The following is a 26,071-nucleotide window of genomic DNA, read 5'->3' on the forward strand; positions in this document are numbered from 1 at the left end:
AGGTGACCGATGGGCGAGCACGACGGGCTGGCGGAGCTGTTCGAGACCTACCGTCCGCATCTGCGCGCGGTCGCCCACCGGATGCTCGGCACCGGCGGCGAGGCCGACGACGCCGTCCAGGAGACCTGGCTGCGGCTGAGCCGCTCCGACGTCGGCGGGGTCGCCAACCTGGGCGGATGGCTGACGACGGTCGTCTCCCGCGTGTCCCTCGACATGCTGCGCGCCCGCGCCCGCCGGGAGGAGGCCGCGCCGCGGCCGTACGACCGGGGGCGGGACGGCCAGGCGGTCGACGGCAGCGAGTGGGACAGCAGGGCGTTGGACGGCGGGGGCGACCCCGAGCAGGAGGCGGTGCTGGCCGACTCCGTGGGCCGGGCGCTGCTCGTGGTGCTCGACACGCTGCCTCCCGCCGAACGGGTCGCGTTCGTGCTCCACGACGTCTTCGCCGTGCCGTTCGACCAGATCGGCCCCATCGTGGGCCGGTCGCCGGTCGCCGCCAAGAAGCTCGCCAGCCGGGCACGCCACCGGCTGCGGGGCAGACCGGAGGCCGCGGGCGCTGAGGCCGCGCGGCACCGGCGCGTCGTGGACGCCTTCCTCATCGCCTCGCGCGAGGGCGACATGGACGCGCTGATGGCGGTGCTGGCGCCCGAAGTGGTGCGCAGGGCCGATCCGGCTGCGTTGCCCCCGGGTGTGCCGGCGGTGGTGCGCGGTGCGCGGGCGGTCGCGCAGGAGACCGTCGTCCTCGGCCGGCGGGCCCGGTTCGCCGAACCGGCGCTCGTCAACGGGGCCGTGGGCGTGGTGGTGGCGCCGCACGGCCGGCTGCTGCTCGCTCTCGCACTGGCGGTGGAAGGGGAGCGGATCGCCGAGATCGACGTGGTGGCCGACCCCGCGCGCCTGCACGCGCTGGATCTCGCCCTTCTCGACCCTGCCCTTCTCGACCCTGCCTTCCCGGATCCTGCCTTCCTGGACCCTGCTTCTCTGGGCCCCGCCTTTCCGGGCCCCGCGATGTGAGGGTGCGCCCGCGGCCTGGTGTAGGGTGCCGCTCACGGCGGCGACGACGCGAGGAGGTGAGCCCCATTACCGCTGAACAGGTCGGGTGCTCCCTTCTCCCCATGCGTTCGGTCGCGTAGAGGCAGGCGACCGCGGGAGCGCCCTCTGCACACCGAAAGGCTCTCCCTTGTCACTGTCCTTCTCCCCCGCTCCTTCTCCGATCGTGGCCCGGCTGCGCGCCGCCGGATGCGTGTTCGCCGAGGACGAGGCCCGTCTGCTGGTCTCCGCCGCGCGTACGCCCGCCGAGCTCGACGACATGGTGGACCGGCGCGCCCGCGGCCTTCCCCTGGAGCACGTCCTCGGGTGGGCCGAGTTCTGCGGTCTCCGGCTGGCCGTGGACCCGGGGGTCTTCGTGCCCCGGCCGCGCAGCGAGTTCCTGGTCCGCCAGGCCGCCGCACTGGCCCGGCCGGGCGCCGTCGTCGTCGACCTGTGCTGCGGCTCGGGCGCGCTCGGCGCGGCGCTGGCCGCCGCCGTCGGGCCGGTCGAGCTGCATGCCGTGGACGTCGATCCCGCCGCCGTACGCTGCGCCCGCCGCAACCTCGCCGCGACCGGTGGCAGGGTCGTGGGGGGCAGGGCCATGGGAGGCGGCGTGTACGAGGGCGACCTGTACGAGGCCCTGCCGGCCGACCTGCGGGGCCGGGTGGACGTCCTGCTCGCCAGCCCGCCGTACGTGCCCACCGGCGCGATCGGGCTGCTGCCGCCGGAGGCGCGTGTGCACGAGCCGCAGGTCGCGCTCGACGGCGGCGCGGACGGGCTCGACATCGTACGGCGGGTCGTCGACGAGGCGGCTGCCTGGCTCGCGCCCGGCGGCCACCTGCTGGTGGAGACGAGCGAGGGCCAGGCCCGGGCGACCACCGACGCCGTGTCCCGCGCGGGGCTCACCGCGCGCCTGACGTACGACGAGGAACTGGACGCGACCACCGTGATCGGAACCAGGCCGAGCCCCGCCGGCTGAGGCGGCCGGGACGGCGGAAACCGGTTGATCGGCTTCGGGCGCCCGTGTCCGGGCCTTTGGGGAGTAGAGGAGCTCACCCGTGACAAATACGACGTCCTTCCTGCTGGAACGCCTGCACGCGGCCGGCCTGACCGACGTCGTCGCGGTCGAGCCCGCCACCGGCGGCCTCGCCGCGACGGCGGGGCTCGCACGCCGCGGCGACGGCACGCCGGTGTTCGTCAAGGCGTTCGGCGAGTCGCCCTCGGACGACGTCTTCGCCGCGGAGGCCGAAGGGCTCACGGTGCTGCGTGAGGCGGGCGGCGTCGCCACGCCCGAGATCACCCTCGCGGACCGGGACCTGCTCGTGCTGTCCGTGCTGGAGCCCCGGCCGGACACCGGGGCCTTCTGGGAGCGGTTCGCGCACGCGCTCGCCCACCTGCACACCACCACGCGGTCCCCGCGATTCGGATGGCACCGGGACAACTGGCTGGGCCGTCGCCGCCAGGTCAACACCTGGAATGACGACGGGTTCGAGTTCTTCGCCCGGCACCGTCTGCTGCGCTGGCTCGGCGAGCCGCGCGTCCGGGAGGCGCTCGACACCGCGGACCGGGCGGCGCTGGAGCGGCTGTGCGACCGGCTGCCCGAGTTGCTGCCGGTCAGGCCCGCGTGCCTGACGCACGGCGACCTGTGGGCGCTGAACGTCATGGCCACCCCCGATGGGCGGCCCGCGCTGATCGACCCGGCCGTGTCGTACACGTGGGCCGAGGTCGACCTGGCGCACCTCTGGACGACGGCGCCGCCGCCCGAGGCGCAGGTGTTCTTCGAGCTGTACGCCGAGCTGACCGGGCTCGACCGCGACTGGCGTGAACGCATGCCGATCCTCCAGCTGCGCCAGCACCTGGCGGTGATCGCCCAGTTCGACCCCGACTGGGGCGCCGCCGACCTCGTGCGGGCCACGCTCGCCCCGTTCCGGCGGAGGCCGTGAGCTCAGCCGAGGACACGAGGGACTGCTCCTCGACGTGCGGCAGGCCGCGCAGGGGCGGTCGCCGCGGGAAAACCAGTTGATCGGCTTCGGGCGCCCCCGTCTATCGTCGGGGCCGTGCTATCCGACGTGCGGCTGCCTCCGGCCGAGACGCAGGAGCAGTTCATGGCCGTCCGGCGGGACGAGTCCCGTCTCGGACCGGCCGTGTCGGCCCTGCTGGAACATCTCGGGCTCGGCGGCGAACGCGTCGAGCGCTTCGCCGACGGGTCGCTGCCGGTCTACGCGGTGGGCGACCGGCATGTGCTCAAGCTCTACCCCGAGGTCTACCTGCCTGAGGAATACGACACGGAGCTGACCGTCCTGCGGGCCGTCGAGGGACGCCTGCCGATCCCGACACCGCGAGTCATGGGGGCGGAGCATCTCGAGGGGTGGAGCTACATCCTGATGACCCGCCTGCGCGGCGAGAGCCTCGCCGGGGCCTGGCCGCACATCCCACGAGACGACCGGATGGAGCTCGCCGCCATCGTGGGTGAGACGCTGGCGGCGCTCCATTCGGTCTCCTCCTCCCCCGCCGTCGACGCCGCCGTGGGCCCGCCCGACTGGGACGGCTTCCTCCGTACGCGGCGGCAGGAGTGCGTGGCCCACCACCGGGCCGACGGGCTGGACGAGGTGTGGCTGGCGCAGATCCCGGGCTTCCTCGACAGCGTCGAGCTCCCGCCGTCCGCGCCCGTACTGCTGCACACGGAGGTGATGCGCGAGCACCTGAGGGTGGAGCGGGACGGCGACGGCTGGCGGCCGGCGGGCCTGTTCGACTTCGAACCGGCGATGCGGGGCGCGCGGGAGTACGAGTTCGCCTCGGTGGGGCTGTTCTTCTCCTGCGCAGAGACCGGGATCCTGCGCCGTCTGCTCCTCGCGTACGGCTACCGCGAGTGCGACCTGGGCGAGGAGCTGAGCAGGAGGCTGCTGGCCTACGCCCTGCTGCACCGCTACAGCAGCCTCGCCTGGTATCTGACCCGGCTGCCCGCGCCGCCGCGGCCCACCCTCGACTGCCTGGCCGCGCACTGGTGGGCTCTGTAGCCCGGGGGCGCCGCGTTACCGGCAGGCGGCCCCGCCCGGGGTGCACAAGCGCACCTCGGGGTAGCGCGGCGACGGCTCGTCGAGCAGGGGTTGCGGCTCGTGACGCAGGTGCCGGTCGAGGAAGGCGCGGACGTACGTGCGGGTGATCTCCGCGGAGCGGTCCGGGGACAGGTCGCCGGGGACGGCGATGCCGAGAGCGCCGACCAGGAGCGGCACGTCGGTGAAGGACTGGTGGTCCGCGCCGGGCAGGACGAGCCAGCGCTTCCATCCGGTCAGGAGCTTCCAGTCGCGGTCCCAGGAGTTGTCGCGGCCCGCGGGCTCGTGCCCGGCCGAGCCCATGAACAGGAACGGCCGCGACAGCCCGCTCTTCGGGATCCGGGCGTAGGTGGTGCCGTCCATGTCGATTCCGGCGCGCACCCGCGAGTCCTTCAGCATGGCTGCCACGGCTCCGGCCCCGCCGATCGAGTGGCCCGCCATCGCGATCTCGGACGGGTCGATCAAGGAGGAGCCCTCCCACTTCGCGTGCGGTCCGGTCAGCTGGTCGAGCACGAAGGAGACGTCTGCTGCGCGGACGTCGGCCACCTTCGCGCCGAAGCCGGGGTCGGTGTCGCTGTCGCACGCGACGCACTCGGCGACCCGCCCGTCCGGGAAGGTCGTCGCGTAGTTCTCGTAGGTGTGGTCGACGCCGGCCACCACATATCCCCTGCTGGCCAGTTCCTCGCCCAGAGATGTGAGCGTGCTCCGCGGCATGGTGAACCCCGGCGACAGCACCACCAGGGGCAGGCTGCCCGCGCGCCCGGCCGGTTTCGCGTCGTCGACGGCGTTGGTGCGGGTGCGGCTCAGCACGTCGTACGGCACGCCGGTCACCTTCTTGCCCCGCAGCGTGAGCTCGGACTCCTTGGCGGTCATGTACGGGGCCCGCCGCCCCTCCCCAGCCCGAGCCGGATACCACAGAGTGATCATGAGCTCCCTGGCCTTCACTTCGGGCACCCACGGGTCGGGGCGGGAGGCGTCCTTCAGGTACAGGGTGGTCGCGCCCACCGGGTGGGAACCGGTGGGCGCGGGCAGGGCCGCGGCGCCGGTGGGTGCGGCCGCCGGGGCGGTGGCCGCGGCGGCGACGGTCCTGGGCGGGGGCGGCGCGGTGCAGGCGGCCGCGGCGAGGCCGATCAGCCCGGCGACCGCCAGGTGCTTGACGGCGTGACTCATGAAGCGGTCCGTCCTTTCCCGCGGCGCACGTCTGCGTGCGCGCCGGTCACGTGTGCAGCAGGTTGAGGGCTTCGCCGAGCGCGGGGTCGCGCCCGGCGGCGGCGTCCTGCGGGGTCAGTGGGACGTAGTGGTCGGGTGCCACGCCGACCCGGTCGATCACCTCGCGGCCGGGCGCCAGGTGGTGCGTCGACGGGAGGGTCAGGGTGGTGTTGTCGCCGAGAAGGTACGGCCGCGCCGGACCCGAGACGGCGCCCGCGGTTCGCGTACCGACCAGCTGTCCGAGACGCAGGTCCTTGACGGCGGAGCTGAAGTGCTCGCAGGCCGAGGCGCAGCCGCGGTCGGTGAGCACCACCAGGGGCAGGCCGAGCAGCGGCACGCTGTCGTCGGTCCGCATGGGGTCGCACGCGCCGTCCCCGGTGTTCGGGGAGGCCGCGCACTGGTAGGCCGTGACCTTGCCGTGGGCGAACCCGCTCAGCAGGCGGATCGCCTCGTCGGGGCTCCCGCCGCCGTTGCCGCGCAGGTCGAGCACGACGCCGGTCAGCGTGCGGCCCGCGCGCAGCCTGGAGATCGCGTGGAACACCCGGTCCGCGGCGTCGGGCGCGAAACCGCTCAGCCGCACGTAGGCGATGCCGTCGCCCAGCAGCGTCGGTGTCACCACCTGCAGGGTGGCCGGATCGGGCCGGTACAACCTCGGCTTCAGCGTCACGGTCCAGTGCCTGCCGGTCTTCTGCCGCAGCATCCGGAGCCGGACCGCTCCGGCTTCCGGGTAGTGCGGATACAGCGCGGCGACGGCGGCCGGGGTGACCTCTCCGCCGGCGAAGGGCGCCGATCCGTTGATCGACTCGATGACGTCGCCGGGGCGCAGCCCGGCCTCCTTCGCCGGTCCGCCCGGCACAGTGGTGACGAACAGCGGGGGCAGGGCGGTCCCGGGGTTCGCGGTCCGGCCGATGTTGGCGTGGAGGCCCAGGCCGTACTGGTCCCCGTCGTAGGAATCCGGCGGACGCCGGCCTGCGTGGTTCCAGCGCGCGTGGTCGTCGTCCAGGGCGGCCACGACGGCCTGCAGGGTGGCGGCGGCGAGCTTCCCCTGGAGTTCGGCGTCGTCCGGCAACCGGCCGGTGACGCGCCGATAGACCGTCTCGAAGGCGGCCCAGTCGGTGGTCCGGTCCCCGGTGAACGCCGGCATCGTGGCCTCGGGCACGTCGCGTCCGCCGCGGTTGAGCTCCTGGACGAAGGCCGCGAATCCCGCGGTCAGCAGCGAGCGTGCGTCCAGCGTGGCCCCGCTGTAGTAGTTGGCGAGGATGCAGAAGTACGCCTGCTCGACGACGTCGATCGTGGTGGGCGACTCCGGCGGGGGATTCCCCCGGGGCTCGGCGCAGACGGGGGATCCGGCGGCGGTCGCCGTGGCGGGCTGGGTCCGCGGCGGGGTCGTCGCCGTGCAGGCGACCGTCAGGAGGAGCACGAGCCCGGCCACCGTGGACTTGGCGGTCATGACAGACGCCTGCGGATCCACCGGAAACAGAGACCGGCGAGGCCGGCGGTGACGAGGACGTAGATCCCGGTCTCGATCCACTGGAACGCCCAGAACCGCTCGAACGGCTGATAGACCGCCTCCTGCCGGTAGCCCAGCCGGTTGATCTCGGCGATGCAGGTGTCGAAGCCCTTGCCCGGACCCTGGGAATGCTGGGACGGCGCGCACGGTCCTGATGTCGTGGACACGCGAACGGTGACGGGAGCGCCGTCGCCGCCCACGCGTCCCGACGGATCGGTGAGGCGACTGGACAGCACCCACGCGCCCCTTTGCCCGGGTATCGCCGCATCCAGGATCACTTGCGGAAACTCCTGGTCGCTGAGCTTGTTGAACGAGTCCACGTTCTCCGGGCCGAGCTCGAAGGAGGCGCTGACGGCAGGCAGCAGGTGGGGCCGGACCGCCAGCGGCATGACGATCTGAACCGCCGCGAAAAGGGCCAGGGTGACGGCCATGGCCGTCACCGTGCGGCGGACGAGCATCCCCACGGTCACGCCGAGCACGAAGGCGAACGCCGCGTAGGCCATGGGGACGATGCCGCGCGCGCCGAATACCAGGGGGTCCATGAGCGTGAAGCCCGGGGCGGCGGACCTGTCCAGAGGAGTGGACCACCAGGTCACGACGAGACTGCACACTCCGGCGGCGGCCACGGCGGCCAGGCCCGTGAACGTGAGCTTGACGGCCAGCCAGCGGGTGCGGGTGATGCTCTGGCTCCACACCAGCAGGTGGGTGCCCGCCTCCAGCTCACGGGTGATCAGCGGCGCCCCCCAGAAGAGACCGAGCAGGGCCGGCAGGATCAGCACGACGACGGCCACGGCCAGGAACGGCGTCTGGTAGTCGTCGAAGAAGTGGTCGAAGAAGCGTGGGCAGTCGCCGTTCCGGGTGCAGGCGGTGATCCCGGCGGAGTAGCCGGAGGCCAGGCCGGGGCCCGTCAGTGCCAGGACGGCGGCGAGCACGACGAGCGCGGCGGCCGTCGCCGAGGCCGCGAGGCGGAACTGGCGCCAGGTCAGCCAGATCATCGCTTGACCTCCAGGACCGGTCTCAGGGGGGCAGGGGCGGGTTCGTCCATGTAGGCCAGGACGAGGTCTTCCAGCGTGACCTGGCTGACGCTCCAGGCGGGGTCGTGGATCGGGGCGTCGGTGCGGATGATGAGCGTGCTCTGCCGGTCGGTGTGGCGGGCGGACACGACATGCTGCCCGGCGGGCAGGCGATCGGGGTCCCGGCGCGGGCCGGTGAGCCGGTGATGGGTGGCCAGCAGTTCCTCGACCTCCCCCGCCGCCCGCACCCGCGAGCCGACCAGGACGATCAGGTAGTCGCAGGTCCGTTCCAGGTCGGAGACCAGGTGAGAGGAGAGCACCACGCTGAGCTCGTGCTCGGCCACGGCCTCCATCAGGCCCTGCAGGAACTCGCGCCGGGCCAGCGGGTCGAGCGCGGCGACCGGCTCGTCCAGGATCAGCAGATCGGGCCGTTTGGCCAGGCCCAGCGTGAGGGCGAGCTGGGCGCGCTGCCCGCCCGACAGCTTCCCGGCCCGATGCCGGGGATCGAGACCGAGCCGTTCGAGGCGGTCGCGCGCGAGCGCGGCGTCCCAGCCGGGGTTGAGCCGGGCGCCCAGCCGCAGATGGTCGGCCACGCTCAACCCCGCGTAGACGGGGGTGTCCTGGGCGACGAACCCGATCATGGCCAGCTGCGCCGGCTCTGCCTCGGGACGGCCGCCGAGCACGGCGATGGTTCCCGAGGTCGGCGTCAGCTGACCTGCCGCCAGCTTGAGCAGGGTGGTCTTGCCGGCGCCGTTGGGGCCCACCAGCCCGACGACGTGGCCGGCCGGGATGTCGACGGTGAAGTCGCGCAGCGCCCATCGCTTGCCGTACTTCTTGCCCAGGTCGTGGGCCCGCAGGACGGCGCTCACGCGATGTCCTCCTGGGAGGCGGTGCGGAAGGTGGTCATGAACAGGGCCTCGATGCTCTCGTCGTCCAGGCCGGCCAGGCGGGCCTTGGTCAGCCATCGGCGCAGGTCCTGCCGCAACCTGCCGTGTGCGGCCAGTGAGGCGTCGGTCAGCGTCCTGGTCACGAACGTCCCGACCCCCGGCCGGGCCGCCACCAGGCTCTCGTGCTCGAGTTCCCGGTAGGCCTTGAGCACCGTGTTCGGATTGATCGCCAGGCGCGCCACCACGTCCTTGACGGTCGGAAGCTGATCGCCTTCGCGCAGCAGGCCCAGCCGCAGCGCGTGCCGCACCTGCTGGACGAGCTGCAGGTACGGCGAGAGACCGGACCTGCCGTCCAGGTAGAACTCGATCATCGCAACCTCTATTCAACTAGGTTCCTAGCACGTTAGGAGTGTAGTTGTTAAGAGATCGTAAGGATCAAGGAATCAGGCCTGTCGGCGTGCGCCGGCGACGTAGTCGTGCAGGCGGGCCGATCCTTCGAGCATGGCGACGGCCGTGGCGGCGAGGGCGGCGCCGCGTTCCGCGAGGGCGGCGCGCAGCGCCTCGGTGCTGCCGGTGGCGCGCAGGCCGTCGAGCACGTCCCCGATCCGCGTCAGCGGATAACGCCCCTGCCGGAGCATGTGGATCATGCGGGCGTCGCGGACCTCGGCCGGGCCGTACCACCGGTAGCCGGTGCCGGGCTCGCGCTGCGGCGTCAGCAGTCCGGCGGCCTCCCACACCCGCAGCGCCGAGGCGCGTACGCCGAGGAGGGCGGCCACCTCCCCGATGCGCAGCGCGGACTGCGGCGCGGCCGGGCCGCCGGGATCCTGCCCGGCCACCGCTTCGAGCGCCTCCCCCGTCGCCCGCAGGGCGAGCCGCTGCCCGTGCAGCGCGGCGTGGCAGGCGTCCACGAGGGCGAGCGCACCCGTCAGGTCGCCGTCGTGCACCGCCAGCATGATCGACCGGGCGGCCTCCCACCCGTATCCCTTGGCCAGCGCCCGGTAGGCGAGCAGGGCCTCGCGGTGCCGCGTGTCGAACCTGCGGTAGCCGGCGGCCGTCCGCTCCGCGGGCGGGAGAATCCCCGTGTCGGCGTAGTTGCGGATCTGCTGGGTGGAGACCCCCGCCTCCCGCGCCAGGTCGACCGGGCGCAGCGCCCTGTGACTCACCTGTGGCTCACCGGACTTGAGGCTTCGGGTCGCATCCGCTCATGGTAACGGCCCGCGAGTCTCAAGCCCCGCTCGTCAGGTGACGGCCCGGCGCAGGGCGTAGACGGCGGCGCCGGCCGCCAGCACGGCGGCCCCGGAGACCACCGACGACAGCGGCAGGGCGAAGGCCAGGACCAGGCACCCGGCCAGGCCGGCGATGGGCACGGCCCGCGGCGGCCGTCCCTCCTCGGGGCCGAGGGTCCACGCGCTGGCGTTGGCGAGGGCGTAGTAGACCAGCACGCCGAAGGACGAGAACCCGATCGCGCCGCGCAGGTCCGCGGTCGCGGCCAGCAACGCCACGACCGCGCCGACGGCCAGCTCGGCGCGGTGGGGCACGGCGAAGCGCGGATGGACGGCGGCCAGCGCGTGCGGCAGGTGCCGGTCGCGGGCCATGGCCAGCGTGGTGCGGGACACCCCGAGGATCAGCGCGAGCAGCGAGCCGGTCGCGGCGACCGCGGCGCCCGCCCGTACGACCGGGGCCAGCCCGGGATGCCCGGCCTCCCGCACGACGGCGGCCAGGGGGGCGGCCACGTCACCCAGTCCCCCGTCACCAGGTCCCCCGCCGCCCAGCACGGCGAGCGCGGACACCGCGACCGCCGCGTAGACGACCAGGGTGATCCCGAGTGCGAGCGGAATCGCGCGGGGGATGGTCCGCGCCGGGTCCCTGACCTCCTCGCCGAGGGTGGCGATGCGGGCGTATCCGGCGAAGGCGAAGAACAGCAGACCCGCCGCCTGCAGCACCCCTCCGGCGGTGGCGTCGGATCCGACGTCCAGCCGTCCCGGGTCCGCGGCGCCGGAGGTCAGACCGGCGACCACCACGACGGCCAGCACCGCGAGGACCACCCCGACGATGACCCGGGTGAGCCAGGCGCTCTTGTGGATCCCCGCGTAGTTCACCGCGGTCAGCGCGACCACGGCCGCCACCGCCACCGCGTGGGCCCGCTCCGGCCACACGTAGGAGCCGACGGTCAGCGCCATCGCCGCACACGAGGCGATCTTGCCGACCACGAACGCCCACCCCGCCAGGTAGCCCCAGAAGTCCCCCAGCCGCTCCCGGCCGTACACGTAGGTGCCGCCGGAGGCGGGGTAGCGCGCGGCCAGCCGGGCCGAGGAGGTCGCGTTGCAGTAGGCGACCACCGCCGCGGCGGCCAGCCCGAGCAGCAGCCCGGACCCGGCCGCCCGCGCCGCCGGCGCCAGGGCGGCGAAGATCCCCGCGCCGATCATCGAACCCAGCCCGATCGTCACGGCGTCGGCCACGCCGAGCCGGCGCTCCAGCGGCCCCTCCCCTGCGCGGGCCGGTGTTCCCACGACTACCTCCGATCCCGACATCGATCACCGTGCTTTCCGGCCGAGGATTCGGGCCTGGCCGGCGTGTCGTCTCAGGGCCACAGGCGGTGCCGCGCCCAGGCGGCCTCCTCGCGCGTGTAGCGCAGGCGGGTGTGCCGGCGGTCGCGGTCGGCCTGCCAGAACTCGACCTCTTCCGCGCGCACGCCGTACAGGGTCCATCCCGGCGCGACCACGCCGGGATCGGCCTCGATCGCGGCGTGTGCCGCGCGGAGGGCGGCGTCGAGGTCGGAAGGGTCGTCCAGGACCTGCGACTGGCGGCCGGTCAGCGCGTCGGCGCGGGCCCCGGGGGAACGCGCCAGGAAGTCGGCCGCGCCGCGCTCGGCGTCCGCAGGGACAGCCACGCCCCGCACCCGGATCTGACGGCCCTGCTCGGGCCAGTGGAAGCACAGAGCCGCGTACGGCGTGGCGGCCAGCTCCCGTCCCTTGCGGCTGCCCGCGCTCGTCGCGAAATACCAGGTGCCGTCCGCCGCGAGGTCCTTGCAGATCAGCACGCGGGAGGACGGCCGTCCGCGGCTGTCGGCGGTCGCCAGCGACATCGCGTGCGGTTCGCGCACCCCCGCCTCGACGGCCGAGGTCAGCCATTCCACGAACAGGGCGACCGGGTCGGACGGCGCGGCGTCGACGTCGAACTCCGGCAATGCGGTGTCGAAGACCGGAAGCCCCCGCAACAGATCACGAATCGAACCCGCCACAGCGTTCTCCCCCACGATCACTCCTCCACTTCGAGCCGCCGTGCTCACCACCGCGAGCCCGGCGTCTGGTCCCGAGACGCCACGAGGCTGATGCCGCGAGCTCGCCTCCTCGACAGTGTTCCATCAAATGCATTTGATGTATTGTCCAGGTCATGGCGTCGTCCGAGCAAGCCCTTCCGGCGTTCGTGCGCCTGGCCGCCCACACGCTGCGCTGGCGGCTGTTGACCGAGCTCGCGGTGGGCGACCTGCGGGTCCGTGAGTTGATGACACTGGTCGGGGCACCGCAGAACCTGGTCTCCTACCACCTGCGGCTGCTGCGCGACGGCGGCCTGGTCACCGCCACACGAAGCAGTCACGACGGCCGCGACAGCTATTACCGGCTCGACCTGGACCGCTGCGCCCAGGCCCTGGCAGGCGCCGGGGCCGCCCTGCATCCCGCACTGCGCGGCGTTCCCGAGCCGCCGGCGCCTCCTCCGCGGTGGCCCCGTCTCTCTGTGCTGTTCGCCTGCACGGGAAACAGCGCCCGCTCACCGGTCGCCGAAGCTCTGCTGCGCCATCACACCGCCGGTCACGTGACCGTGACCAGTGCCGGCAGCAGGCCCGCGGCACGGATGAATCCCCACGCCGTACGCGTGCTGCGTGAGCAGTACGGCATCGACATCGCCGACCGGCGGCCCCGCCATCTGGACACGCTTCGCGGTCGCCGGTTCGACTACGTCATCACCCTGTGCGACAAGGTCCGCGAAGCCTGTCCCGAGTTCGGCGACCACGCGCGGCGGATCCATTGGAGCACCCCCGACCCGGCCGCTGCCGGCCGGTCGGAGCAGGACGTCCATGCCGCGCTCGGCCGGGCGACGGCGGACATCGACACGCGCATCCGTCACCTACTGCCCGTCCTGGCTCAGACTCCGGAGGCTCACTCATGACGGCGACCGACCACTACGCCAGCGTCCGCTACCTCGTCGACGACGTCCAGGCGGCCGTCGGCTTCTACACCACCCACCTCGGCTTCACCCTGAACAGCAGCGCCGCGCCCGCCTTCGCCGACGTGGTACGAGGGCCGCTGCGGCTGCTGCTGTCGGGACCCGCCAGCTCCGGTGCCCGGGCAACGCCCGCCGAGGCCACCGGCACGGGCCGCAACCGCATCCAGCTGGTCGTCGACGACCTGGACGCGGAGATCGGCCGGCTGCACGCCGCGGGCCTGCCGTTCCTCGGCGAGATCGTCACCGGCCCCGGCGGCCGGCAGATCCTGCTCCCCGACCCCGCCGGCAATCTCGTCGAGCTGTTCCAGCCCGCCCATCGGCCCTGACGCCGGCCGGCCAGGCCGATCGCGTGAGACGGATCGCCAGGCCAAGCGTTTACCGGCGCCCCCGCGTGGCCTCCGGCCGTACGGGGGAGTCTCCGATCGCGTACGAGCACGTGGGCGGAGCCCGACGACCGGGCGGAGGACGGAGACGGCGTGGACGATCGTGATTCACCGGCGGTGCGCCGCCGCGACCTGCTCAACCTGTCCGCCGCCGCCCTCGCCGGGGCGGTTACGGTCGCGGCCCCCGCGGCGGCCGCGCCGAAAACCCCTGAGGAGGGGGCGGAGGTGACTCCGCCCGAGGACCTCATGCGCGAGCACGGCGTGCTGAAGCGTCTCCTGCTCGTCTACCGGGAGGGCATCCGGCGGATCGAGGGCGGCGAGCGGGCTCCCGCGCAGCCGCTGAACGCCGCCGCCCGCATCATCCGCGGCTTCATCGAGGACTACCACGAGCACCTGGAGGAGAGGTACGTCTTTCCCCGGCTACGCGAGGCCGGCAGGCTCACCGGCACCGTCTCGGTCCTGTTGCTGCAACACCGCCGGGGACGCGAGCTGACGGGGCGCATTCTCACCGCCACCGGGCGTTCCAGAGGGGCAAGGGCCGCCCACCCCCTGGTCGCCGACATGACGGCGTTCGTGCGCATGTACGAGCCGCACGAGGCGCGGGAGGACACGGTGGTGTTCCCCGCCTTCCGTGAGGTCGTCCCCGCCAAGGAGTTCCTCCGCCTGGGCGAGGTCTTCGAAGACGAAGAGCACCGGCGTTTCGGGCCGCGCGGTTTCGAAGGCGTGGTCGACCAGGTCGCCGACATCGAGAAGGCGCTCGGCATCTACGACCTGTCCCGCTTCACTCCCGGCGAGTGACGGACGGACCTCGACCGGCTCGTCGCCTTCTGCGAGGGCCGCTCGACGAACATGCGGGCGTACACGTCGAGGAGGCGGCAGCGCTCGGTGGCATGCGCCGCCCCCCGACACGACCGGCTCGTCAGCCGGGGCGGCGAAGGGTGCGGCGCACCGCCAGGCCGCCGAGGGCCGCCGACGTGAGCGTCAGGATCCCCGCTTCGGTCCACTGGAAGCGCCAGAACCTCGACGGCGGGTGGTAGTACACCGCGAACCGGTAGCCCTTGCCGAACAGGCACGCCTGCCACGCCTCGGTGTTCTTGCTGCTCTGCCCCGCGTCCACCCGGCGCGGGCAGCCGCTGTCCGACGGGTCGGCGACCTCCCTTCCCGAGGGTTCCACCCAGGCGGCGCTCACCAGCCGGGCGTCCTGGTCGTCCAGCACCACGGTGCCGGTCAGCTCGGTGCGGGCCGGCTCGGCGTAGTAGTGGCTCAGCCGGAACAGGGTGAACATCGTCACCGCCACACCGGCCACGACCAGTGCCATCGCGGGCAGCGTACGCCGGAACAGGGAGCCGGCCACCGTACCCAGCGCGAACGCGTACAGCCACCACGCCGCCGGATCCACCCCGACCATGTTGAACACGCCGATGTTGCCGAACGTCGAGTCGCCCCCCGCCCTGAACACCGGCCGCCACAGGCTCACCATGAGCGACAGCAGCAGCCCGCCCGCCACGACCGCCCCGCCCAGGACCGACAGCTTGACCGCCAGCCACCGCCCCACGGGCACGGACTGGGTCCAGGCCAGGCGGTGGGTGCCGCGCTCGTACTCCCGGCCGAGCAGCGGCGCGCCCCAGAACGCCCCGATCAACGCCGGGGCCACCAGCGGCATCCAGCCGAACACCGAGTAGACCGCGTCATAGCGGCGCTCCAGCGCCGCCGCCAGGTCTCCGCACGCCACGGCGGGCCCCGGGCAGCCGGGCGGGGCGTGCCCGGCCACGTACCTGATCGCCTCCACCGCCGAGCCCAGCAGCAGCACCCCCAGCAGCGCCAGGAAGGCCGCTGTCACGAGGATCTGCGCCCGATGCTGGCGCCACGTCACCCAGATCACGCCCCGACCCCCGTCAGTTTCGGCAGTGCCGCCGACTCGGGGCTGCGCAGGTAGCCCATGACGAGCTCGTCCAGCCCGGGGCTCCGCGCCTGCCAGCGGGGATCGAGCGGAGGCGCACCCCTGACCAGCATGCCGACCTGCCCGCCGGTGCGGCTCGCGCTCACCACCTGCGTTCCCGCGGTCGACGCCTCGTCCGGCCCGGTGACCACGAGATGCCCGTCGAGCAGTTCCTCGATGTCACCGCTGACCTGCAGCCGGCCCGCGTTGAGCACGATCAGCCAGTCGCCCGTCTCCTCCAGGTCGGAGACGACGTGCGAGGACAGCAGCACGGTCAGCCGCCGCTCGGCCACCTCCGCCATGATCGAGCGCATCACCTCGTGGCGGGCGAGGGGGTCGAGGTTCGCCAGCGGTTCGTCCAGCACGAGCAGGTCCGGCCGGCTCGCCAGCGCGAGTGTCACCGCCACCTGCGCCTGCTGGCCGCCCGACAGCCTGCCCACCTTCCGCCGCAGCGGGATGCTCAGCCCGGCGAGCCGGGCGGCGGCGGCGTCGCCGTCCCACCGCCGGTTCATGCGGCGGCCGAAGGCGAGCATCTCGGCGACGGTCAAGCTCTCGTACAACGGCTTGTCCTGTGCCACGAACGCCGCTTCGCCGCTCACGCGGACGCTCCCCAGCGCGGGCCGCACCAGGCCGACGGCAGTGTGCATGAGGGTGGTCTTGCCCGCGCCGTTGGGCCCGACGAGCGCCGCCACGCGCCCCGCGGGTACGGCCAGCGAGCAGTCGCGCAACACCCACGTGCGGCGATACCGGACGCCGAGCCCGGTGACCTCCAGTGCGGAGCTCATGCCACGCCCTCCTTCGCCGCGTCGGCCAGGACCACGGCGAACAGCGCCCGGAGGTCTTCCTGGTCCAGCCCGGCCGCGCGGGCCTCACGCACCCACGCCTCCAGGCCGCGCCGCAGCCGCGTGTGGTCGGCGAGGGTCGCGCCCGCGATCCCCTGCCGGACGAACGTCCCCATCCCCGGCCGTCCTTTGTCAACCCTGGTCGCCGGTCTCGCGCCCGTCAGGCGTCGTCACCGAGGCGCGCGGCGCGGGCGTTGAGGTAGCGCCGGCGCGGCAGGGCCGCCGCCCGCCGGGCCGCCGCCAGGTAGGCCTCGCGGGCCGCCGCCCGCTGTCCGGCCATCTCCAGCAGGTGCGCGCGCACCGCGGGCAGGCGGTGGTCGCGGGCGAGCCGTTCATCGCCCTCCAGCCCGTCGAGCAGCTCCAGCCCGGCGCGCGGGCCTTGGCTCATCGCCACCGCGACCGCGTGGTTCAGCAGCGTCACGGGGTTGTCCGACATCCCCGTCAGCACCTCGTACAGCGCGGCGATCTGCGGCCAGTCGGTCGCCTCCGCGCTCGGCGCCTCGTCGTGCAGGGCGGCGATCGCCGCCTGGACCTGGTACGGCCCGGGCGCGCCCCGCGACAGTGCCGCCTCGACCAGCGCCACGCCCTCGGCGATGCGGGCGGCGTCCCACCGGGCGCGGTCCTGCTCGGCCATCGGGATCGGCGTGCCGTCGGGGGCGGTGCGCGCGGCGCGGCGGGCGTCGGTGAGCAGCATGAGCGCGAGCAGCCCGGCCGTCTCGCCGTCGTCCGGCAGCAGCCGGTGGACGATGCGGGCCAGCCGGATCGCCTCGGCCGTCAGATCCTCCCGGCGAAGCCCGGCCTCCCCCGCGTACCCCTCGGTGAAGACCAGGTAGAGCACGTGGAGGACGGCGTGCAGCCGCGCGTCGCGGTCGGGTCCCGCAGGCATGCCGAACGGGAGGCCGCTGTCCCTGATGCGGTGTTTGGCCCGGGTGATGCGCCGGGTCATGGTCGCCTCCGGCACCAGGAACGCCCGGGCGATCTGCGCGGTGGTCAGGCCGCCGACCGCGCGGAGGGTGAGGGCGATCTGGGACGCGGGCGACAGCGCGGGATGGCAGCACATGAACAGCAGGATCAGCGTGTCGTCGGCCCCGGCCGTGAGCGCGTCCGCGTCGGCAGCGAGCCGCCACTCGGGAAGCGCCCGCCGGCCGGCGGCGTCCTCCCGCTCGCGCCGGGCCTGCTCGCTGCGCAGCAGGTCGGTGAGCCTGCGGGCGGCGACGGTGACAAGCCAGCCCAGCGGGTTGTCCGGCAGGCCGTCCTGCGGCCAGCGGACGGCGGCGGCGAGCAGCGCCTCCTGCACGGCGTCCTCGGCCGTGTCGAAGTGGCCGTAGCTTCGCACGACCGCGCCGAGGACCTGCGGCGCCAGGCGGCGCAGCAGGTCCTCGGTCTCGCCGCGAGGCGTCGTCACAGCTCCGGCTCGGCCTGCCACTCGTCGATCGGGCGCACGTCCACGTACCATTCGCGGGCCGGCGTCACGCCCTCGGGATGGGGGGTGTGCGCCAGGCGCCCGGCGATCTGCGTCGCCCGGTCGAAGCTGTCGCACTCGACGATCGTGTAGCCGGCCAGGACCTCCTCGGTCTCGGCGTATGGGCCGTCGGTGACGACGGGGACGCCCTCACGCAGCCGGATCCTGCGGGCGTGGACGGGGGCGGTCAGTCCCTGCGCGTCGACGAACTCCCCCGACTTCACCAGGTCGTCGTTCCACTCGGTCATGAACGCGTGCATGGCCGCGGCGTCCTCGGCGGACCAGGCGGGCCCGTCGCCCGGCCGTCCCGCCAGGGCGTCGTAGTCCCGCTGCGAGCCGTACAGCATGATCATGTATTTCACGGTTCGTTCCTCTCCGGCGGGCGTCCTCCGCGCCGCTTCACCCGGGACGTCGAAGCCGGCCCCCGGATCCGGACACTCTCGGGGAGAAAGACGCCCGGCCACTGTGCCGGAGCGGCGGCGGGCCTTGTCAAGCGAGGGAACACCGGGAAAGTTTCACGCGCCGGAACCAGGGGTCGCGCCCGGGAGCAGCGCGCACTCCCCCGCCGGGGGGCACGCGGAAGCCGGCCGGTGGCGTGCCCGGCTCCCGTTGATCAGTGTGTGCGACATGACGCACCGGGCAGGCGCATCGCGGATCGCGGCCGTCGTGGCGTCCATCGTGCTGCTCTCGCCGGCGCTCCCGGCGGCGGGCGCGGCAGGCGTGGTGGACGCGGTGGACGTGGTGGACGCGGCGGCCCTCTCATCGAACCGGAATCCGCAGCATGATCCCCCGCAGGAGCCGCACCGGCATCCGGCGCGGGAGCTGCGCTGGGGTGACTGCGCCGGGGTCGGCGACCCCGCTCTGCGCTGCGCGGAGGTCGCCGTGCCGCTCGACCACCGCCGTCCTCGCGGCCGGACGATCTCGATCGCGATCTCGCGGCTGCCCGCGACCGACCCGGCCCTGCGCCGTGGCGTGCTGCTCACCACCGGAGGCGGCCCCGGCGGGCCGGGCGTGCCGCTGCCGTCGAGCCTGGCCCCCCTGCTGCCCCCCGAGGTGCGGGCGCGCTACGACCTGATCGGCTTCGACATCCGGTTCGTGGAGCGGAGCACGCCCATCGGGTGCGGGCAGGAGGTGGAGGAGCCCGGCGGCTACCGGGTCCGTACGGCCACCCCCGGGAGCCTCCCGGCCGACGCGGCCGAGGCCCGCGCGTACGCCCGCGACTGCGTTCGCGCCGCCGGGTGGGCCCTGCCGTACGCCACCACGGCGAACGCCGCCAGGGACATGGACGTCATCCGGGCCGCGCTCGGCGAGGAGAAGATCTCCTACCTCGGCGGGTCGTACGCGGGGATGCTCGGGGCGGTCTACGCCGCCCTGTTCCCCGGCAGGGTGGACAGGTTCGTGCTGGACAGCCCGGTCGACCCGAAGACGGCGTGGCGGCCGTACGAGCTCGGGCGGACCCCGGCGTTCGAGGCCGGGACGGCGGCCTTCGCCGCCTGGACGGCCGAGGGTGACGCCGAGTACGGCCTCGGCGGCACGGCTCGGGAGGTCAGCGACGCCGTCGCGGAGCTGATCCGGCGCGCCGCGACGGCCCCGGTCGTCGTCGCGGGCCACGCCTGGACGTCGGGCGAGCTGGGGACGCTGCTCGTGGCGGGCATCTACGACGAGCGCTCCTTCGGGCTGGTCGCGGCGGCGTTCGCCGACATCGCCGCCGGGCGGGAGCCCTACGTGCCGTTCCCCGTCCGTCCGCTGCCGCCCGCGGGGGTGCCCGGCGTTCCCGCCGACAACCACACGGCGACCAACATGGCCTACCGGTGCGGGGACGGCCCCTGGCCCCGCGAGCTCCACGACTACCGGCGCGACCTCGCCTCCTACAGCGCGCGATATCCGTTGTTCGGCCCGGCCAACGCCAACATCACGCCGTGCGCCTTCTGGCCGCGGATCGAGGACGAGCCGGTGCGGCGGCCGGCCGGGCGGGCGCCGGGGGTCCTGGTGACCGCCGCGCTGCGGGACGTGGCGGTGCCCGTGGCCAACAGCCGCGCCGTGGCGGCAGGCATCCCGGGCTCGCGCATGGTCACCGTCGACGCGCACACCCACGCGCCGTACCCCGCCTTCGGCGACGCCTGCCTCAACGGGGAGGTCGGCGCGTTTCTCACCACCGGGACGCTCCCGCCCGCCGACGTCGCCTGCTGACCCCGTCGGCCCGGCACGGCCCGGCACAGGCTGGCACGGCGCGCCGCCACTCCGCGGAAACAGGCTGGACGCGGAAATAGTCTGGATGTCGTGCAGCGTCGCAAGCGGACGTACTTGATCATGATGACCACGTGCCTCACGCTGTTCGTCCTGGCGGGAACGGTCGTGCGGGAGGTCTCGCCCGTGGCCGCCCTGGTGATGTCCGCGGTGGCGCTGGTGATCCCGCCGTTCGCCGTCATCATCGGCAACCGCAACGACCGGCGCGACTGACGGTGAGCCCGCGGGCGGGCGCCTCGATCAGCGGGCGAGCAGGGCGCGCAGGGCCGCGGCGACACCGGCCGGGTCCTCCTCGGCCATGAAGTGCCCGCACCCGACCGTCTCGTGCACCAGGTCGGGGGCCCAGGCGCCCCACAGCGCCCCGGCGTCGTACCCGAGGGCGGCCCCCCAGTCCTGCTGGAGCACGGTCACCGGCATCCGCAGCCGGTTCCCCGCCTCCAGGTCCTTCCGGTCGTGGTCCACGTCGATCCCCGCCGACGCGCGGTAGTCCGCCACGATCGAGGGCACCGCCGTACGGCAGGCGTCCAGATAGGCGGCGCGTACGCCGTCGGGGATCGCCCCCCGGTCGAGGGTCCAGACGTCGAGGAAGTGGCCGAAGAAGGCGTCCGCGCTCGCGCCGATCATCTGCTCGGGCAGGCCGGGCGGCTGGGCCATCAGGTACAGGTGGAAGCCGACGGCGGCGCCCGCGCCGTGCATCACCTCCCACATGTCCAGCGTCGGCAGCACGTCGAGGCACGCCAGGTGGCTGATCGCCGCCGGGTGGTCGAGCCCGGCGCGGAAGGCGACCAGCGCGCCGCGGTCGTGCCCGGCCAGCGCGAACCGCTCGTGTCCGAGCGCCCGCGCCAGGGCGACGACGTCGGTGGCCATCGTGCGCTTGGAATAGGTGTCGCGGCCGGCTTCGGCCGGCTTGTCGCTGGCGCCGTAGCCGCGCAGGTCGGGACAGATCACGGTGTGGCCGGCGGCCAGGTCGGCGGCGACGTGCCGCCACATCAGGTGGGTCTGGGGGAAGCCGTGCAGCAGCACGATCGGGCTCCCCGAGCCGGCGACGGCCGCGTTCAGCGACACTCCGTCGGCGACCGGCACGCGGAGGTAGTCGAAACCGGGAAGGACAGGCGCCATGACGCGCTCCTTTTCTGTGCGGGATCGGATGGTCCCCAGGCTGCCGCGCGTGAATGAGCATCCGGTCAGCGCGCTACCGTGACAGGTGCCGTGACCTGGAGGGGAGCCGACGGTGGGGATCGCGTTCGGGGTGCTGGGGCCGGTGACGGCCTGGGACGGCACCGGCGGCGCGATCGCGCTGAAGGGGCCGCGGCACCGTGCGGTGCTGGCCCGGCTGATCGTCGCCCGCGGCCGCGTGGTGCCGGTCACCCGCCTGATCGACGACCTGTGGGACGAACCTCCGGCGGGCGCGGCCGGTGCCGTACGGACGTTCGTGGCGGCGCTGCGCCGCGCGCTCGAGCCCGACCGGCCGCCCCGCACCCCCGCGCGGCTGCTGGTCACCGAGGGGCCGGGGTACGCGCTGCGGGCCGGCGCCGACGCGGTGGACGCCTGGCGCTTCGAACACGCGGTGGCCGCCACCGCGGACCTGCCCCCCGAAGACGGGCTCGCCCGGCTGGAGGAGGCGCTGGGGTGGTGGCGCGGTCCCGCCTACGCGGAGTTCGCCGACCAGGACTGGGCCCGCGCCGAGCGCTCCCGCCTGGCCGAGCTCCGGCTGCACGCGGTCGAGCGGCACGCGCAGACGCGGCTGGAGCTGGGGCGGGCGGCCGAGGCGGTGCCCGACCTGGACGCGCACGCGTCTGGGCACCCCTGGCGGGAGGAGGCATGGCGGCTGCTGGCGCTCGCGCTGTATCGCAGCGGGCGGCAGGGCGACGCGCTCGCCGTGCTGCGCCGGGCGCGGGCACTGCTCGTCGACGAGCTGGGAGTGGACCCGGGCCCGGGGCTGCGCCGCCTGGAGACCGACATCCTGCGCCAGGCCGATCATCTCGACTCCTCGGCGGGCGGCGCGGCCGAGCGCGTGTGGGCCCAGGCCACCGCCGCCTACGACCGCGCGGTCGCCTCCGGGGCGAAGGCCCGCCTGGAGTCGACGGCCGGACTGCTGCGCGACCTCGCCACGACCGGGGGCGGCGGCCTGCAGGCGGCGCGCGAGCACCGCGTGGCCGCCGTCGAGGCGGCCGAGGAACTCGGCGACGCGGAGCTGACCGCACGGGTGATCGGCGCCTTCGACGTCCCGGCCATCTGGACCCGGTCCGACGACCCCGGGCAGGCGGCGCGCATCGTGGCGGCGGCCGGGCGCACGCTGACCGCCCTGGCCGCGCTGCCCTCCGATCACGAGGCCCCAGGTCACGAGGCCCAAGGTCACAAGGTCACTGGTCACGAGGTCACTGGTCACGAGGTCACTGGTCACGAGGTCACTGGTCACGAGGTCACTGGTCACGAGGCGGCCCGGGCCCGGCTGCTGGCCACGATCGCGCTGGAGTCGCGCGGCGACCGCTCCTGCCAGGGGCCGCGGGCGGCGCGGCAGGCCGAGGAGATCGCCCGCCGCCTGAACGACCCCGCGCTGCTGGCGTTCGCGTTGAGCGGCCTGTTCATGCAGACCTTCCACCGGACGGGCCTGGCCGCCCGGCGCGACGAGATCGGCGCCGAACTCGTGGACATTTCCGCCCGGCATGGCCTGGTCACCTTCGAGGTGCTCGGGCATCTGGTCCGGATGCAGGCACGGTCGGCGCTCGCGGACTTCACGGCCGCCGACGCCCACGCCGCCGCCGCCGAACGCCTGTCCGTACGGCACGAGCGGCCCCTGGCGGGCGTGTTCACCGCGTGGTATCGGGCGCTGCGCCTGGACGCGACCGGCCCTGCGCCGCTGGAGGAGGCCGAGGCCGCCTATCGGGAGGCCGCCGCCCGGCTGGACGGCGCCGGTATGCCGGGCGTGGAGCACGGCCTGCTGCCGCTCGCGCTGCTGTGCCTGCGCCTGCGGCACGGGCAGCCCCCGCCCGGCGCCGGTCCCGCCGGCGATCCCGCCGACGAGCACATCGCCGAGCACATCGACTGGGGGCCGTACGCGCCGTGGGCCCGGCCTCTGGTGCTGCTCGCCCGCGACCGCCGAGCCGAGGCGGCGGCGGCGCTGCGCGCCCTGCCCGAGCCGCCGCACGACCTGCTGACGGAGGCCCTGTGGTGCCTCGCGGCCCGTGCGGCCCTCACGCTGGGCGACCGCGCGACGATGCGACGCGCCTACGCCGCGCTGCTGCCCGCCGCGGGCGAACTGGCCGGGGCGGGCAGCGGCGTGCTGACGCTCGGCCCGGTGTCCGCGCACCTGGACGACCTGTCGGCCGCGCTGTGACGGTTGGCGGGAGTCGCGCCGAACCGGTCGTGACCCTGATTTGCCCGCTGCGGATCGTCGCTCAGCAGGGCTGGAGCGAGGGGAAACGGCCCGCGAAGAAGGCCGCCGGAGGCACGCCCATCAGGGTGCGGAACTCCGCGGCCATGTGGGACTGGTCGTAGAACCCGGCGGTCGCGGCGAGCTGCGCCCATCGCGCGGTGTGGGCCCTGCCGCGGGCGAGCACCCGGCGCACGCGTTCGATCCGCTCGAAGCGCTTGGGCGGCACGCCGATGCCGTCGCGGACGACATCGCGCATGTGGCGCTCGCTGACGGCCAGCCGCCGGGCGATGGCGGCGACGGGCTCGCGCTGCTGCCCGGCCTGGTCGCGCAGGGCCTGCGCGGTTGCGCGCACCAGCTCGCTGCGGGCCAGGTCGGCATTGGACCGGGCGGCGATCCTGGCGGGCAACGCCGCCTGAAGACGCCCGAGGACGCGCGTCACGTCGTCTCCCGGCGGAGCCGGCGCGGCGGTCAGCCCGGCTGCGCCGTCCCACAGCGCTGCGTCGTCCCACAGCTCCTCGAGGCCGACGACCTGGTCGACCAGCTCGGTCATCGGGACTCCGAGCAGGAGCCGGGCGGCGCCGGGGCGCAGCCTGAGCCTGAGGCAGAGCGGGAAGTCCTTGCCCACATGGTAGGAGGCGCGGGTACGCGGCCCGACCACCAGCAGGGCGCTGCGCCGCGCCGACGTCGTCCGGAAGATCAGCGAGGTGTCGGCGTCGGGAACGTGGACGAGCGGCGGCCGCTCAGCCGGCGCGCAGGCCCTCATGGATGTGATCTCGCTGACCAGCCACCGCAGTGGGGCAGGCACGGTCATCGGGACTTCGAGGGGCATGGCCTCACGTTACCCGGCGGCGCTCGGCACGCCGACCGTGCCGAAAGTTCCTATGGATCACGGCGCCGGCGCTGACATGGTGATGGCCATGATCCTCGTGACGGGTGCGACGGGCACCATCGGCAGTGAGACGGTTCGCCTGCTGGCGGCCATGGGCGAGCGGGTGCGGGCGATGACCAGAAACCCCGCGGCGATCACGCCTCCCCCGGGCGTGGAGGTCGTGCGGGGCGACTTCGGCGAGCCGGATTCCCTGGCGCGGGCGGCGGACAAAACGGAGGCACTTTTCCTGCTCAGCGCCCCGGGCCCCCAGCTGGTCGAGCATGACGAGGCGATGCTGGCCGCGGCGTGTGCCGCCGGTGTCGGCACGGTGGTGAAGGTGTCGGCCATCGGCGCAGGCCGTAGCACCGGGGCCGGGGTCGGAGACTGGCATCTGCCGGGAGAGCGGGCCGTACGAGCGAGCGGACTGCGATGGACGATACTGCGCCCGTCCAGCTTCGCCTCCAACGCGGTGCGCTGGGCCGGTCACATCCGCCGTGGAGAGCCGATCCCGAACACGACGGGGACCGGCAGGCAGGGCGTCGTCGACCCTCGTGACGTCGCCGAAGTGGCCGTGCGGGCGTTGACGTCCAGTGATCATGCAGGCGGCGTGCTCACGCTGACCGGGCCGGAACTGTTGAGCGTTCCCGACCAGGCCGCGATCTTGGGCGGGGCCGTCGGGCGCCGCGTCACGACCGCCGACGTGCCGCTTGAGGTCTACAAGAAGCGGATGCTCGCCGCCGGCGTCGATCCCGCCTTCGCCGAGATCGCGGTCAACGGCTCCAGGCTTGTCGCACAGGGCGGCAACGCCACGATCAGCAAGGACGTGGAACACGTGCTCGGTCGTGCGCCCCGCACATTCTCCGACTGGGCGCACGATCACCGCGCCGCGTTCGCCTGAATCCCCCGGAATACGCTGAAAAACCGCAGGCCGGAAGACCGCCGGCGCGTATGCGGCCGAGCGGAGGCTACCCGCGCCGGCGGCGGGGGCGCGGACGGCGGGTGGAGGCCCGGCCCGGCGCGGCGGCCGGACCGGCCGGCGAGGTCGGCCAGTGCGCCGGACGGGTGAGGGCCGGGGGCAGCCTCGTGGCGTCGTCTCCCCTGGCCGCGTTCACCTGCGCCTGGGTGAGGAAGACGCTGCCCGTGAGGTCGGCGCCGCCGAGGTCGGCCCCGCGCAGGTCAGCTCCGATGAGGTCCGCGCCGCGCAGATCGGCTCCGCGTAGATCGGCCCCAATGAGGTAGGCGCCCCTCAGGTTGGCTCCGCGCAGGTCGGCCCCCCTGAGCCGGGCGCCGATGAGATCGGCTCCCCTGTGATCGGCGGCGGCACGGCCCCCGGCCGACGCCCGCACCAGCTCGCTCGTCCGCAGCAGCAGCGCGTTGACCTTGTCGCGGTGGGCGGCGACGTCCACGCCCAGCAGGTCGCCGGGGGTGCCCGCGGTCAGGCGTTCGGTCTCCTCGAACGCGCCGCGCAGCTCGGCGTGGATCGGGCGGGTCACCGGCAGGGACATCGCCTCGTCCAGGTACCACAGCAGCTCGTGCAGGTGCCGCATGACCGGGAAGACCTCGAACATCCGCGCCGCGGACCCCGGATCGTCTCGCCAGCTGCGGCCGAAGGTGACCTGCGAGACCTTCTGCCCCGCCCCAAAGCAGTCGTAGACGGTGCAGCCGGGAAAGCCACTGTCGCGCAGACGCGCGTGGATGCCGCAGCGGAAGTCGTCCCGCAGGTTGGGGCACGGCCGCCCGGCGTCCTTGCTGATCGCGAAGTCGGCGGAGGCGGCGAAGGGCAGCGCGACGCAGCACAGCCCGAAGCAGTTCGCGCAGTCGGCCCGCAGGCCGGTCCGCCTGCCGGGGCCGGAGCCGGCCGGGTCGTCCGCGCGGACGTCCCCGCGGTCGTGCGTGTGGGGCAACGTGCCTGGTCTCCTCGTGTTCGATCGGCGCCGCCTCGTCGCTCGCCGTCCCGGCGCCCAGCTAGAACGTATCCCACTGAACGAGTGCAGGGCGGCCGGCTTTTGTCGCCGGGCGGCGGTTCACGCGTGCG

General features: G+C 74.1%; 27 protein-coding genes. 11 read left to right on the forward strand and 16 right to left on the reverse strand.

Annotated elements, in window-relative coordinates; genetic code table 11:
• The first annotated feature begins 9 nt into the window (after positions 1-9).
• The 4 genes from BXA11_RS36140 (at position 10) to BXA11_RS36155 (ending at position 4,040) form a co-directional block, all read left to right on the forward strand.
• Positions 10-1,008 (forward strand): sigma-70 family RNA polymerase sigma factor, encoded by a 999-nt coding sequence (locus tag BXA11_RS36140; RefSeq protein ID WP_076441899.1) that lies wholly within the window; start codon positions 10-12, stop codon positions 1,006-1,008.
• A gap of 166 nt (positions 1,009-1,174) precedes the next feature.
• Positions 1,175-2,002, forward strand: coding sequence for a putative protein N(5)-glutamine methyltransferase (locus tag BXA11_RS36145; RefSeq protein ID WP_076441901.1), 828 nt, complete (start codon positions 1,175-1,177; stop codon positions 2,000-2,002).
• 79 nt (positions 2,003-2,081) lie between these two features.
• The gene (locus BXA11_RS36150; protein WP_076441903.1) at positions 2,082-2,966 is read left to right on the forward strand and encodes a fructosamine kinase family protein; all 885 of its coding nucleotides are present in this window, start codon (positions 2,082-2,084) and stop codon (positions 2,964-2,966) included.
• A 114-nt stretch (positions 2,967-3,080) separates the two neighbouring features.
• A complete protein-coding gene (locus BXA11_RS36155) occupies positions 3,081-4,040 on the forward strand; it encodes a phosphotransferase family protein (RefSeq protein WP_204053986.1) in 960 nt (319 codons plus the stop codon).
• A gap of 15 nt (positions 4,041-4,055) precedes the next feature.
• Here the strand turns inward: BXA11_RS36155 and BXA11_RS36160 are convergent, their stop codons facing one another.
• The 8 genes from BXA11_RS36160 to BXA11_RS36195 form a co-directional block, all read right to left on the reverse strand.
• A complete protein-coding gene (locus tag BXA11_RS36160; RefSeq protein WP_083744831.1) occupies positions 4,056-5,246 on the reverse strand; it encodes an alpha/beta hydrolase family protein in 1,191 nt (396 codons plus the stop codon).
• A gap of 46 nt (positions 5,247-5,292) precedes the next feature.
• A complete protein-coding gene (locus BXA11_RS36165) occupies positions 5,293-6,735 on the reverse strand; it encodes a S41 family peptidase (protein WP_076441905.1) in 1,443 nt (480 codons plus the stop codon).
• Entirely contained in the window at positions 6,732-7,790 is a 1,059-nt protein-coding gene (locus BXA11_RS36170) for an ABC-2 transporter permease (protein ID WP_076441907.1), read from the reverse strand. Before BXA11_RS36170 ends, BXA11_RS36165 begins: the two co-directional genes overlap by 4 nt.
• Positions 7,787-8,677 (reverse strand): ABC transporter ATP-binding protein, encoded by an 891-nt coding sequence (locus BXA11_RS36175; protein WP_076441909.1) that lies wholly within the window; start codon positions 8,675-8,677, stop codon positions 7,787-7,789. Before BXA11_RS36175 ends, BXA11_RS36170 begins: the two co-directional genes overlap by 4 nt.
• A complete protein-coding gene (locus BXA11_RS36180; protein ID WP_076441911.1) occupies positions 8,674-9,066 on the reverse strand; it encodes a GntR family transcriptional regulator in 393 nt (130 codons plus the stop codon). The genes BXA11_RS36175 and BXA11_RS36180 overlap by 4 nt, the downstream gene beginning before the upstream one ends.
• Before the next feature lie 72 nt (positions 9,067-9,138).
• Positions 9,139-9,858, reverse strand: coding sequence for a MerR family transcriptional regulator (locus BXA11_RS36185; RefSeq protein WP_076441913.1), 720 nt, complete (start codon positions 9,856-9,858; stop codon positions 9,139-9,141).
• A gap of 75 nt (positions 9,859-9,933) precedes the next feature.
• Positions 9,934-11,205, reverse strand: coding sequence for an APC family permease (locus BXA11_RS36190; protein ID WP_275409766.1), 1,272 nt, complete (start codon positions 11,203-11,205; stop codon positions 9,934-9,936).
• Between the two features lie 71 nt (positions 11,206-11,276).
• Positions 11,277-11,951 (reverse strand): pyridoxine/pyridoxamine 5'-phosphate oxidase, encoded by a 675-nt coding sequence (locus BXA11_RS36195; protein WP_143734722.1) that lies wholly within the window; start codon positions 11,949-11,951, stop codon positions 11,277-11,279.
• Positions 11,952-12,088: 137 nt separating this feature from the next.
• Between BXA11_RS36195 and BXA11_RS36200 the strand changes: the two genes are divergently transcribed.
• The 3 genes from BXA11_RS36200 (at position 12,089) to BXA11_RS36210 (ending at position 14,100) form a co-directional block, all read left to right on the forward strand.
• Positions 12,089-12,862 carry an arsenate reductase/protein-tyrosine-phosphatase family protein gene (locus tag BXA11_RS36200; protein WP_076441919.1) on the forward strand — a complete coding sequence of 258 codons (774 nt, stop codon included), beginning with the start codon at positions 12,089-12,091 and terminating at the stop codon, positions 12,860-12,862.
• Entirely contained in the window at positions 12,859-13,245 is a 387-nt protein-coding gene (locus tag BXA11_RS36205) for a VOC family protein (RefSeq protein ID WP_076441921.1), read from the forward strand. Before BXA11_RS36200 ends, BXA11_RS36205 begins: the two co-directional genes overlap by 4 nt.
• Before the next feature lie 150 nt (positions 13,246-13,395).
• Positions 13,396-14,100 carry a hemerythrin domain-containing protein gene (locus BXA11_RS36210; protein WP_076441923.1) on the forward strand — a complete coding sequence of 235 codons (705 nt, stop codon included), beginning with the start codon at positions 13,396-13,398 and terminating at the stop codon, positions 14,098-14,100.
• Positions 14,101-14,221: 121 nt separating this feature from the next.
• Here BXA11_RS36210 and BXA11_RS36215 read toward each other — a convergent pair whose 3' ends face one another.
• The 5 genes from BXA11_RS36215 to BXA11_RS36235 are packed head-to-tail and all read right to left on the reverse strand — an operon-like array spanning position 14,222 to position 17,898.
• The gene (locus tag BXA11_RS36215; RefSeq protein WP_076441925.1) at positions 14,222-15,184 is read right to left on the reverse strand and encodes an ABC-2 transporter permease; all 963 of its coding nucleotides are present in this window, start codon (positions 15,182-15,184) and stop codon (positions 14,222-14,224) included.
• Entirely contained in the window at positions 15,181-16,026 is an 846-nt protein-coding gene (locus BXA11_RS36220; protein ID WP_076441927.1) for an ABC transporter ATP-binding protein, read from the reverse strand. Before BXA11_RS36220 ends, BXA11_RS36215 begins: the two co-directional genes overlap by 4 nt.
• Positions 16,023-16,199: a hypothetical protein gene (locus BXA11_RS36225; RefSeq protein ID WP_204053987.1), complete on the reverse strand. Its 177-nt coding sequence runs from the start codon at positions 16,197-16,199 to the stop codon at positions 16,023-16,025. Before BXA11_RS36225 ends, BXA11_RS36220 begins: the two co-directional genes overlap by 4 nt.
• Before the next feature lie 44 nt (positions 16,200-16,243).
• Positions 16,244-17,488, reverse strand: a complete 1,245-nt coding sequence (locus tag BXA11_RS36230; protein ID WP_076441929.1) for an RNA polymerase sigma factor — start codon at positions 17,486-17,488, stop codon at positions 16,244-16,246.
• Entirely contained in the window at positions 17,485-17,898 is a 414-nt protein-coding gene (locus BXA11_RS36235; RefSeq protein WP_239105247.1) for a YciI family protein, read from the reverse strand. The genes BXA11_RS36230 and BXA11_RS36235 overlap by 4 nt, the downstream gene beginning before the upstream one ends.
• A gap of 274 nt (positions 17,899-18,172) precedes the next feature.
• Between BXA11_RS36235 and BXA11_RS36240 the strand changes: the two genes are divergently transcribed.
• Positions 18,173-19,735, forward strand: a complete 1,563-nt coding sequence (locus BXA11_RS36240) for an alpha/beta fold hydrolase (protein ID WP_076441933.1) — start codon at positions 18,173-18,175, stop codon at positions 19,733-19,735.
• A 90-nt stretch (positions 19,736-19,825) separates the two neighbouring features.
• Positions 19,826-20,005, forward strand: a complete 180-nt coding sequence (locus tag BXA11_RS36245) for a DUF3099 domain-containing protein (protein WP_030511241.1) — start codon at positions 19,826-19,828, stop codon at positions 20,003-20,005.
• Between the two features lie 27 nt (positions 20,006-20,032).
• Here BXA11_RS36245 and BXA11_RS36250 read toward each other — a convergent pair whose 3' ends face one another.
• Positions 20,033-20,911: an alpha/beta hydrolase gene (locus tag BXA11_RS36250; protein ID WP_076441935.1), complete on the reverse strand. Its 879-nt coding sequence runs from the start codon at positions 20,909-20,911 to the stop codon at positions 20,033-20,035.
• Between the two features lie 112 nt (positions 20,912-21,023).
• Between BXA11_RS36250 and BXA11_RS36255 the strand changes: the two genes are divergently transcribed.
• Positions 21,024-23,129 carry an AfsR/SARP family transcriptional regulator gene (locus BXA11_RS36255; RefSeq protein WP_076441937.1) on the forward strand — a complete coding sequence of 702 codons (2,106 nt, stop codon included), beginning with the start codon at positions 21,024-21,026 and terminating at the stop codon, positions 23,127-23,129.
• 61 nt (positions 23,130-23,190) lie between these two features.
• Here BXA11_RS36255 and BXA11_RS36260 read toward each other — a convergent pair whose 3' ends face one another.
• On the reverse strand, positions 23,191-23,997 hold the full coding sequence (locus tag BXA11_RS36260; RefSeq protein WP_076441939.1) for a helix-turn-helix domain-containing protein: 807 nt from the start codon (positions 23,995-23,997) through the stop codon (positions 23,191-23,193).
• An 88-nt stretch (positions 23,998-24,085) separates the two neighbouring features.
• Between BXA11_RS36260 and BXA11_RS36265 the strand changes: the two genes are divergently transcribed.
• Positions 24,086-24,934, forward strand: a complete 849-nt coding sequence (locus tag BXA11_RS36265) for an NAD(P)H-binding protein (protein ID WP_076441985.1) — start codon at positions 24,086-24,088, stop codon at positions 24,932-24,934.
• Between the two features lie 67 nt (positions 24,935-25,001).
• Here BXA11_RS36265 and BXA11_RS36270 read toward each other — a convergent pair whose 3' ends face one another.
• Positions 25,002-25,865 (reverse strand): pentapeptide repeat-containing protein, encoded by an 864-nt coding sequence (locus BXA11_RS36270; RefSeq protein WP_076441987.1) that lies wholly within the window; start codon positions 25,863-25,865, stop codon positions 25,002-25,004.
• Positions 25,866-26,071: the final 206 nt, after the last annotated feature.

Source organism: Microbispora rosea (genome assembly GCF_900156315.1).
GTDB lineage: Bacteria > Actinomycetota > Actinomycetes > Streptosporangiales > Streptosporangiaceae > Microbispora > Microbispora rosea.

Excerpts from the sequence above, each read along its gene's own strand:
- BXA11_RS36250 (WP_076441935.1), bottom strand. The coding sequence starts at position 20,911 with ATGGCGCCTGTCCTTCCCGGTTTCGACTACCTCCGCGTGCCGGTCGCC.
- BXA11_RS36160 (WP_083744831.1), bottom strand. The coding sequence starts at position 5,246 with ATGAGTCACGCCGTCAAGCACCTGGCGGTCGCCGGGCTGATCGGCCTC.
- BXA11_RS36225 (WP_204053987.1), bottom strand. The coding sequence starts at position 16,199 with ATGGGGACGTTCGTCCGGCAGGGGATCGCGGGCGCGACCCTCGCCGAC.
- BXA11_RS36200 (WP_076441919.1), top strand. The coding sequence starts at position 12,089 with ATGGCGTCGTCCGAGCAAGCCCTTCCGGCGTTCGTGCGCCTGGCCGCC.
- BXA11_RS36265 (WP_076441985.1), top strand. The coding sequence starts at position 24,086 with ATGATCCTCGTGACGGGTGCGACGGGCACCATCGGCAGTGAGACGGTT.
- BXA11_RS36205 (WP_076441921.1), top strand. The coding sequence starts at position 12,859 with ATGACGGCGACCGACCACTACGCCAGCGTCCGCTACCTCGTCGACGAC.
- BXA11_RS36220 (WP_076441927.1), bottom strand. The coding sequence starts at position 16,026 with ATGAGCTCCGCACTGGAGGTCACCGGGCTCGGCGTCCGGTATCGCCGC.
- BXA11_RS36180 (WP_076441911.1), bottom strand. The coding sequence starts at position 9,066 with ATGATCGAGTTCTACCTGGACGGCAGGTCCGGTCTCTCGCCGTACCTG.
- BXA11_RS36240 (WP_076441933.1), top strand. The coding sequence starts at position 18,173 with ATGACGCACCGGGCAGGCGCATCGCGGATCGCGGCCGTCGTGGCGTCC.
- BXA11_RS36260 (WP_076441939.1), bottom strand. The coding sequence starts at position 23,997 with ATGCCCCTCGAAGTCCCGATGACCGTGCCTGCCCCACTGCGGTGGCTG.
- BXA11_RS36140 (WP_076441899.1), top strand. The coding sequence starts at position 10 with ATGGGCGAGCACGACGGGCTGGCGGAGCTGTTCGAGACCTACCGTCCG.
- BXA11_RS36235 (WP_239105247.1), bottom strand. The coding sequence starts at position 17,898 with ATGATCATGCTGTACGGCTCGCAGCGGGACTACGACGCCCTGGCGGGA.
- BXA11_RS36165 (WP_076441905.1), bottom strand. The coding sequence starts at position 6,735 with ATGACCGCCAAGTCCACGGTGGCCGGGCTCGTGCTCCTCCTGACGGTC.
- BXA11_RS36170 (WP_076441907.1), bottom strand. The coding sequence starts at position 7,790 with ATGATCTGGCTGACCTGGCGCCAGTTCCGCCTCGCGGCCTCGGCGACG.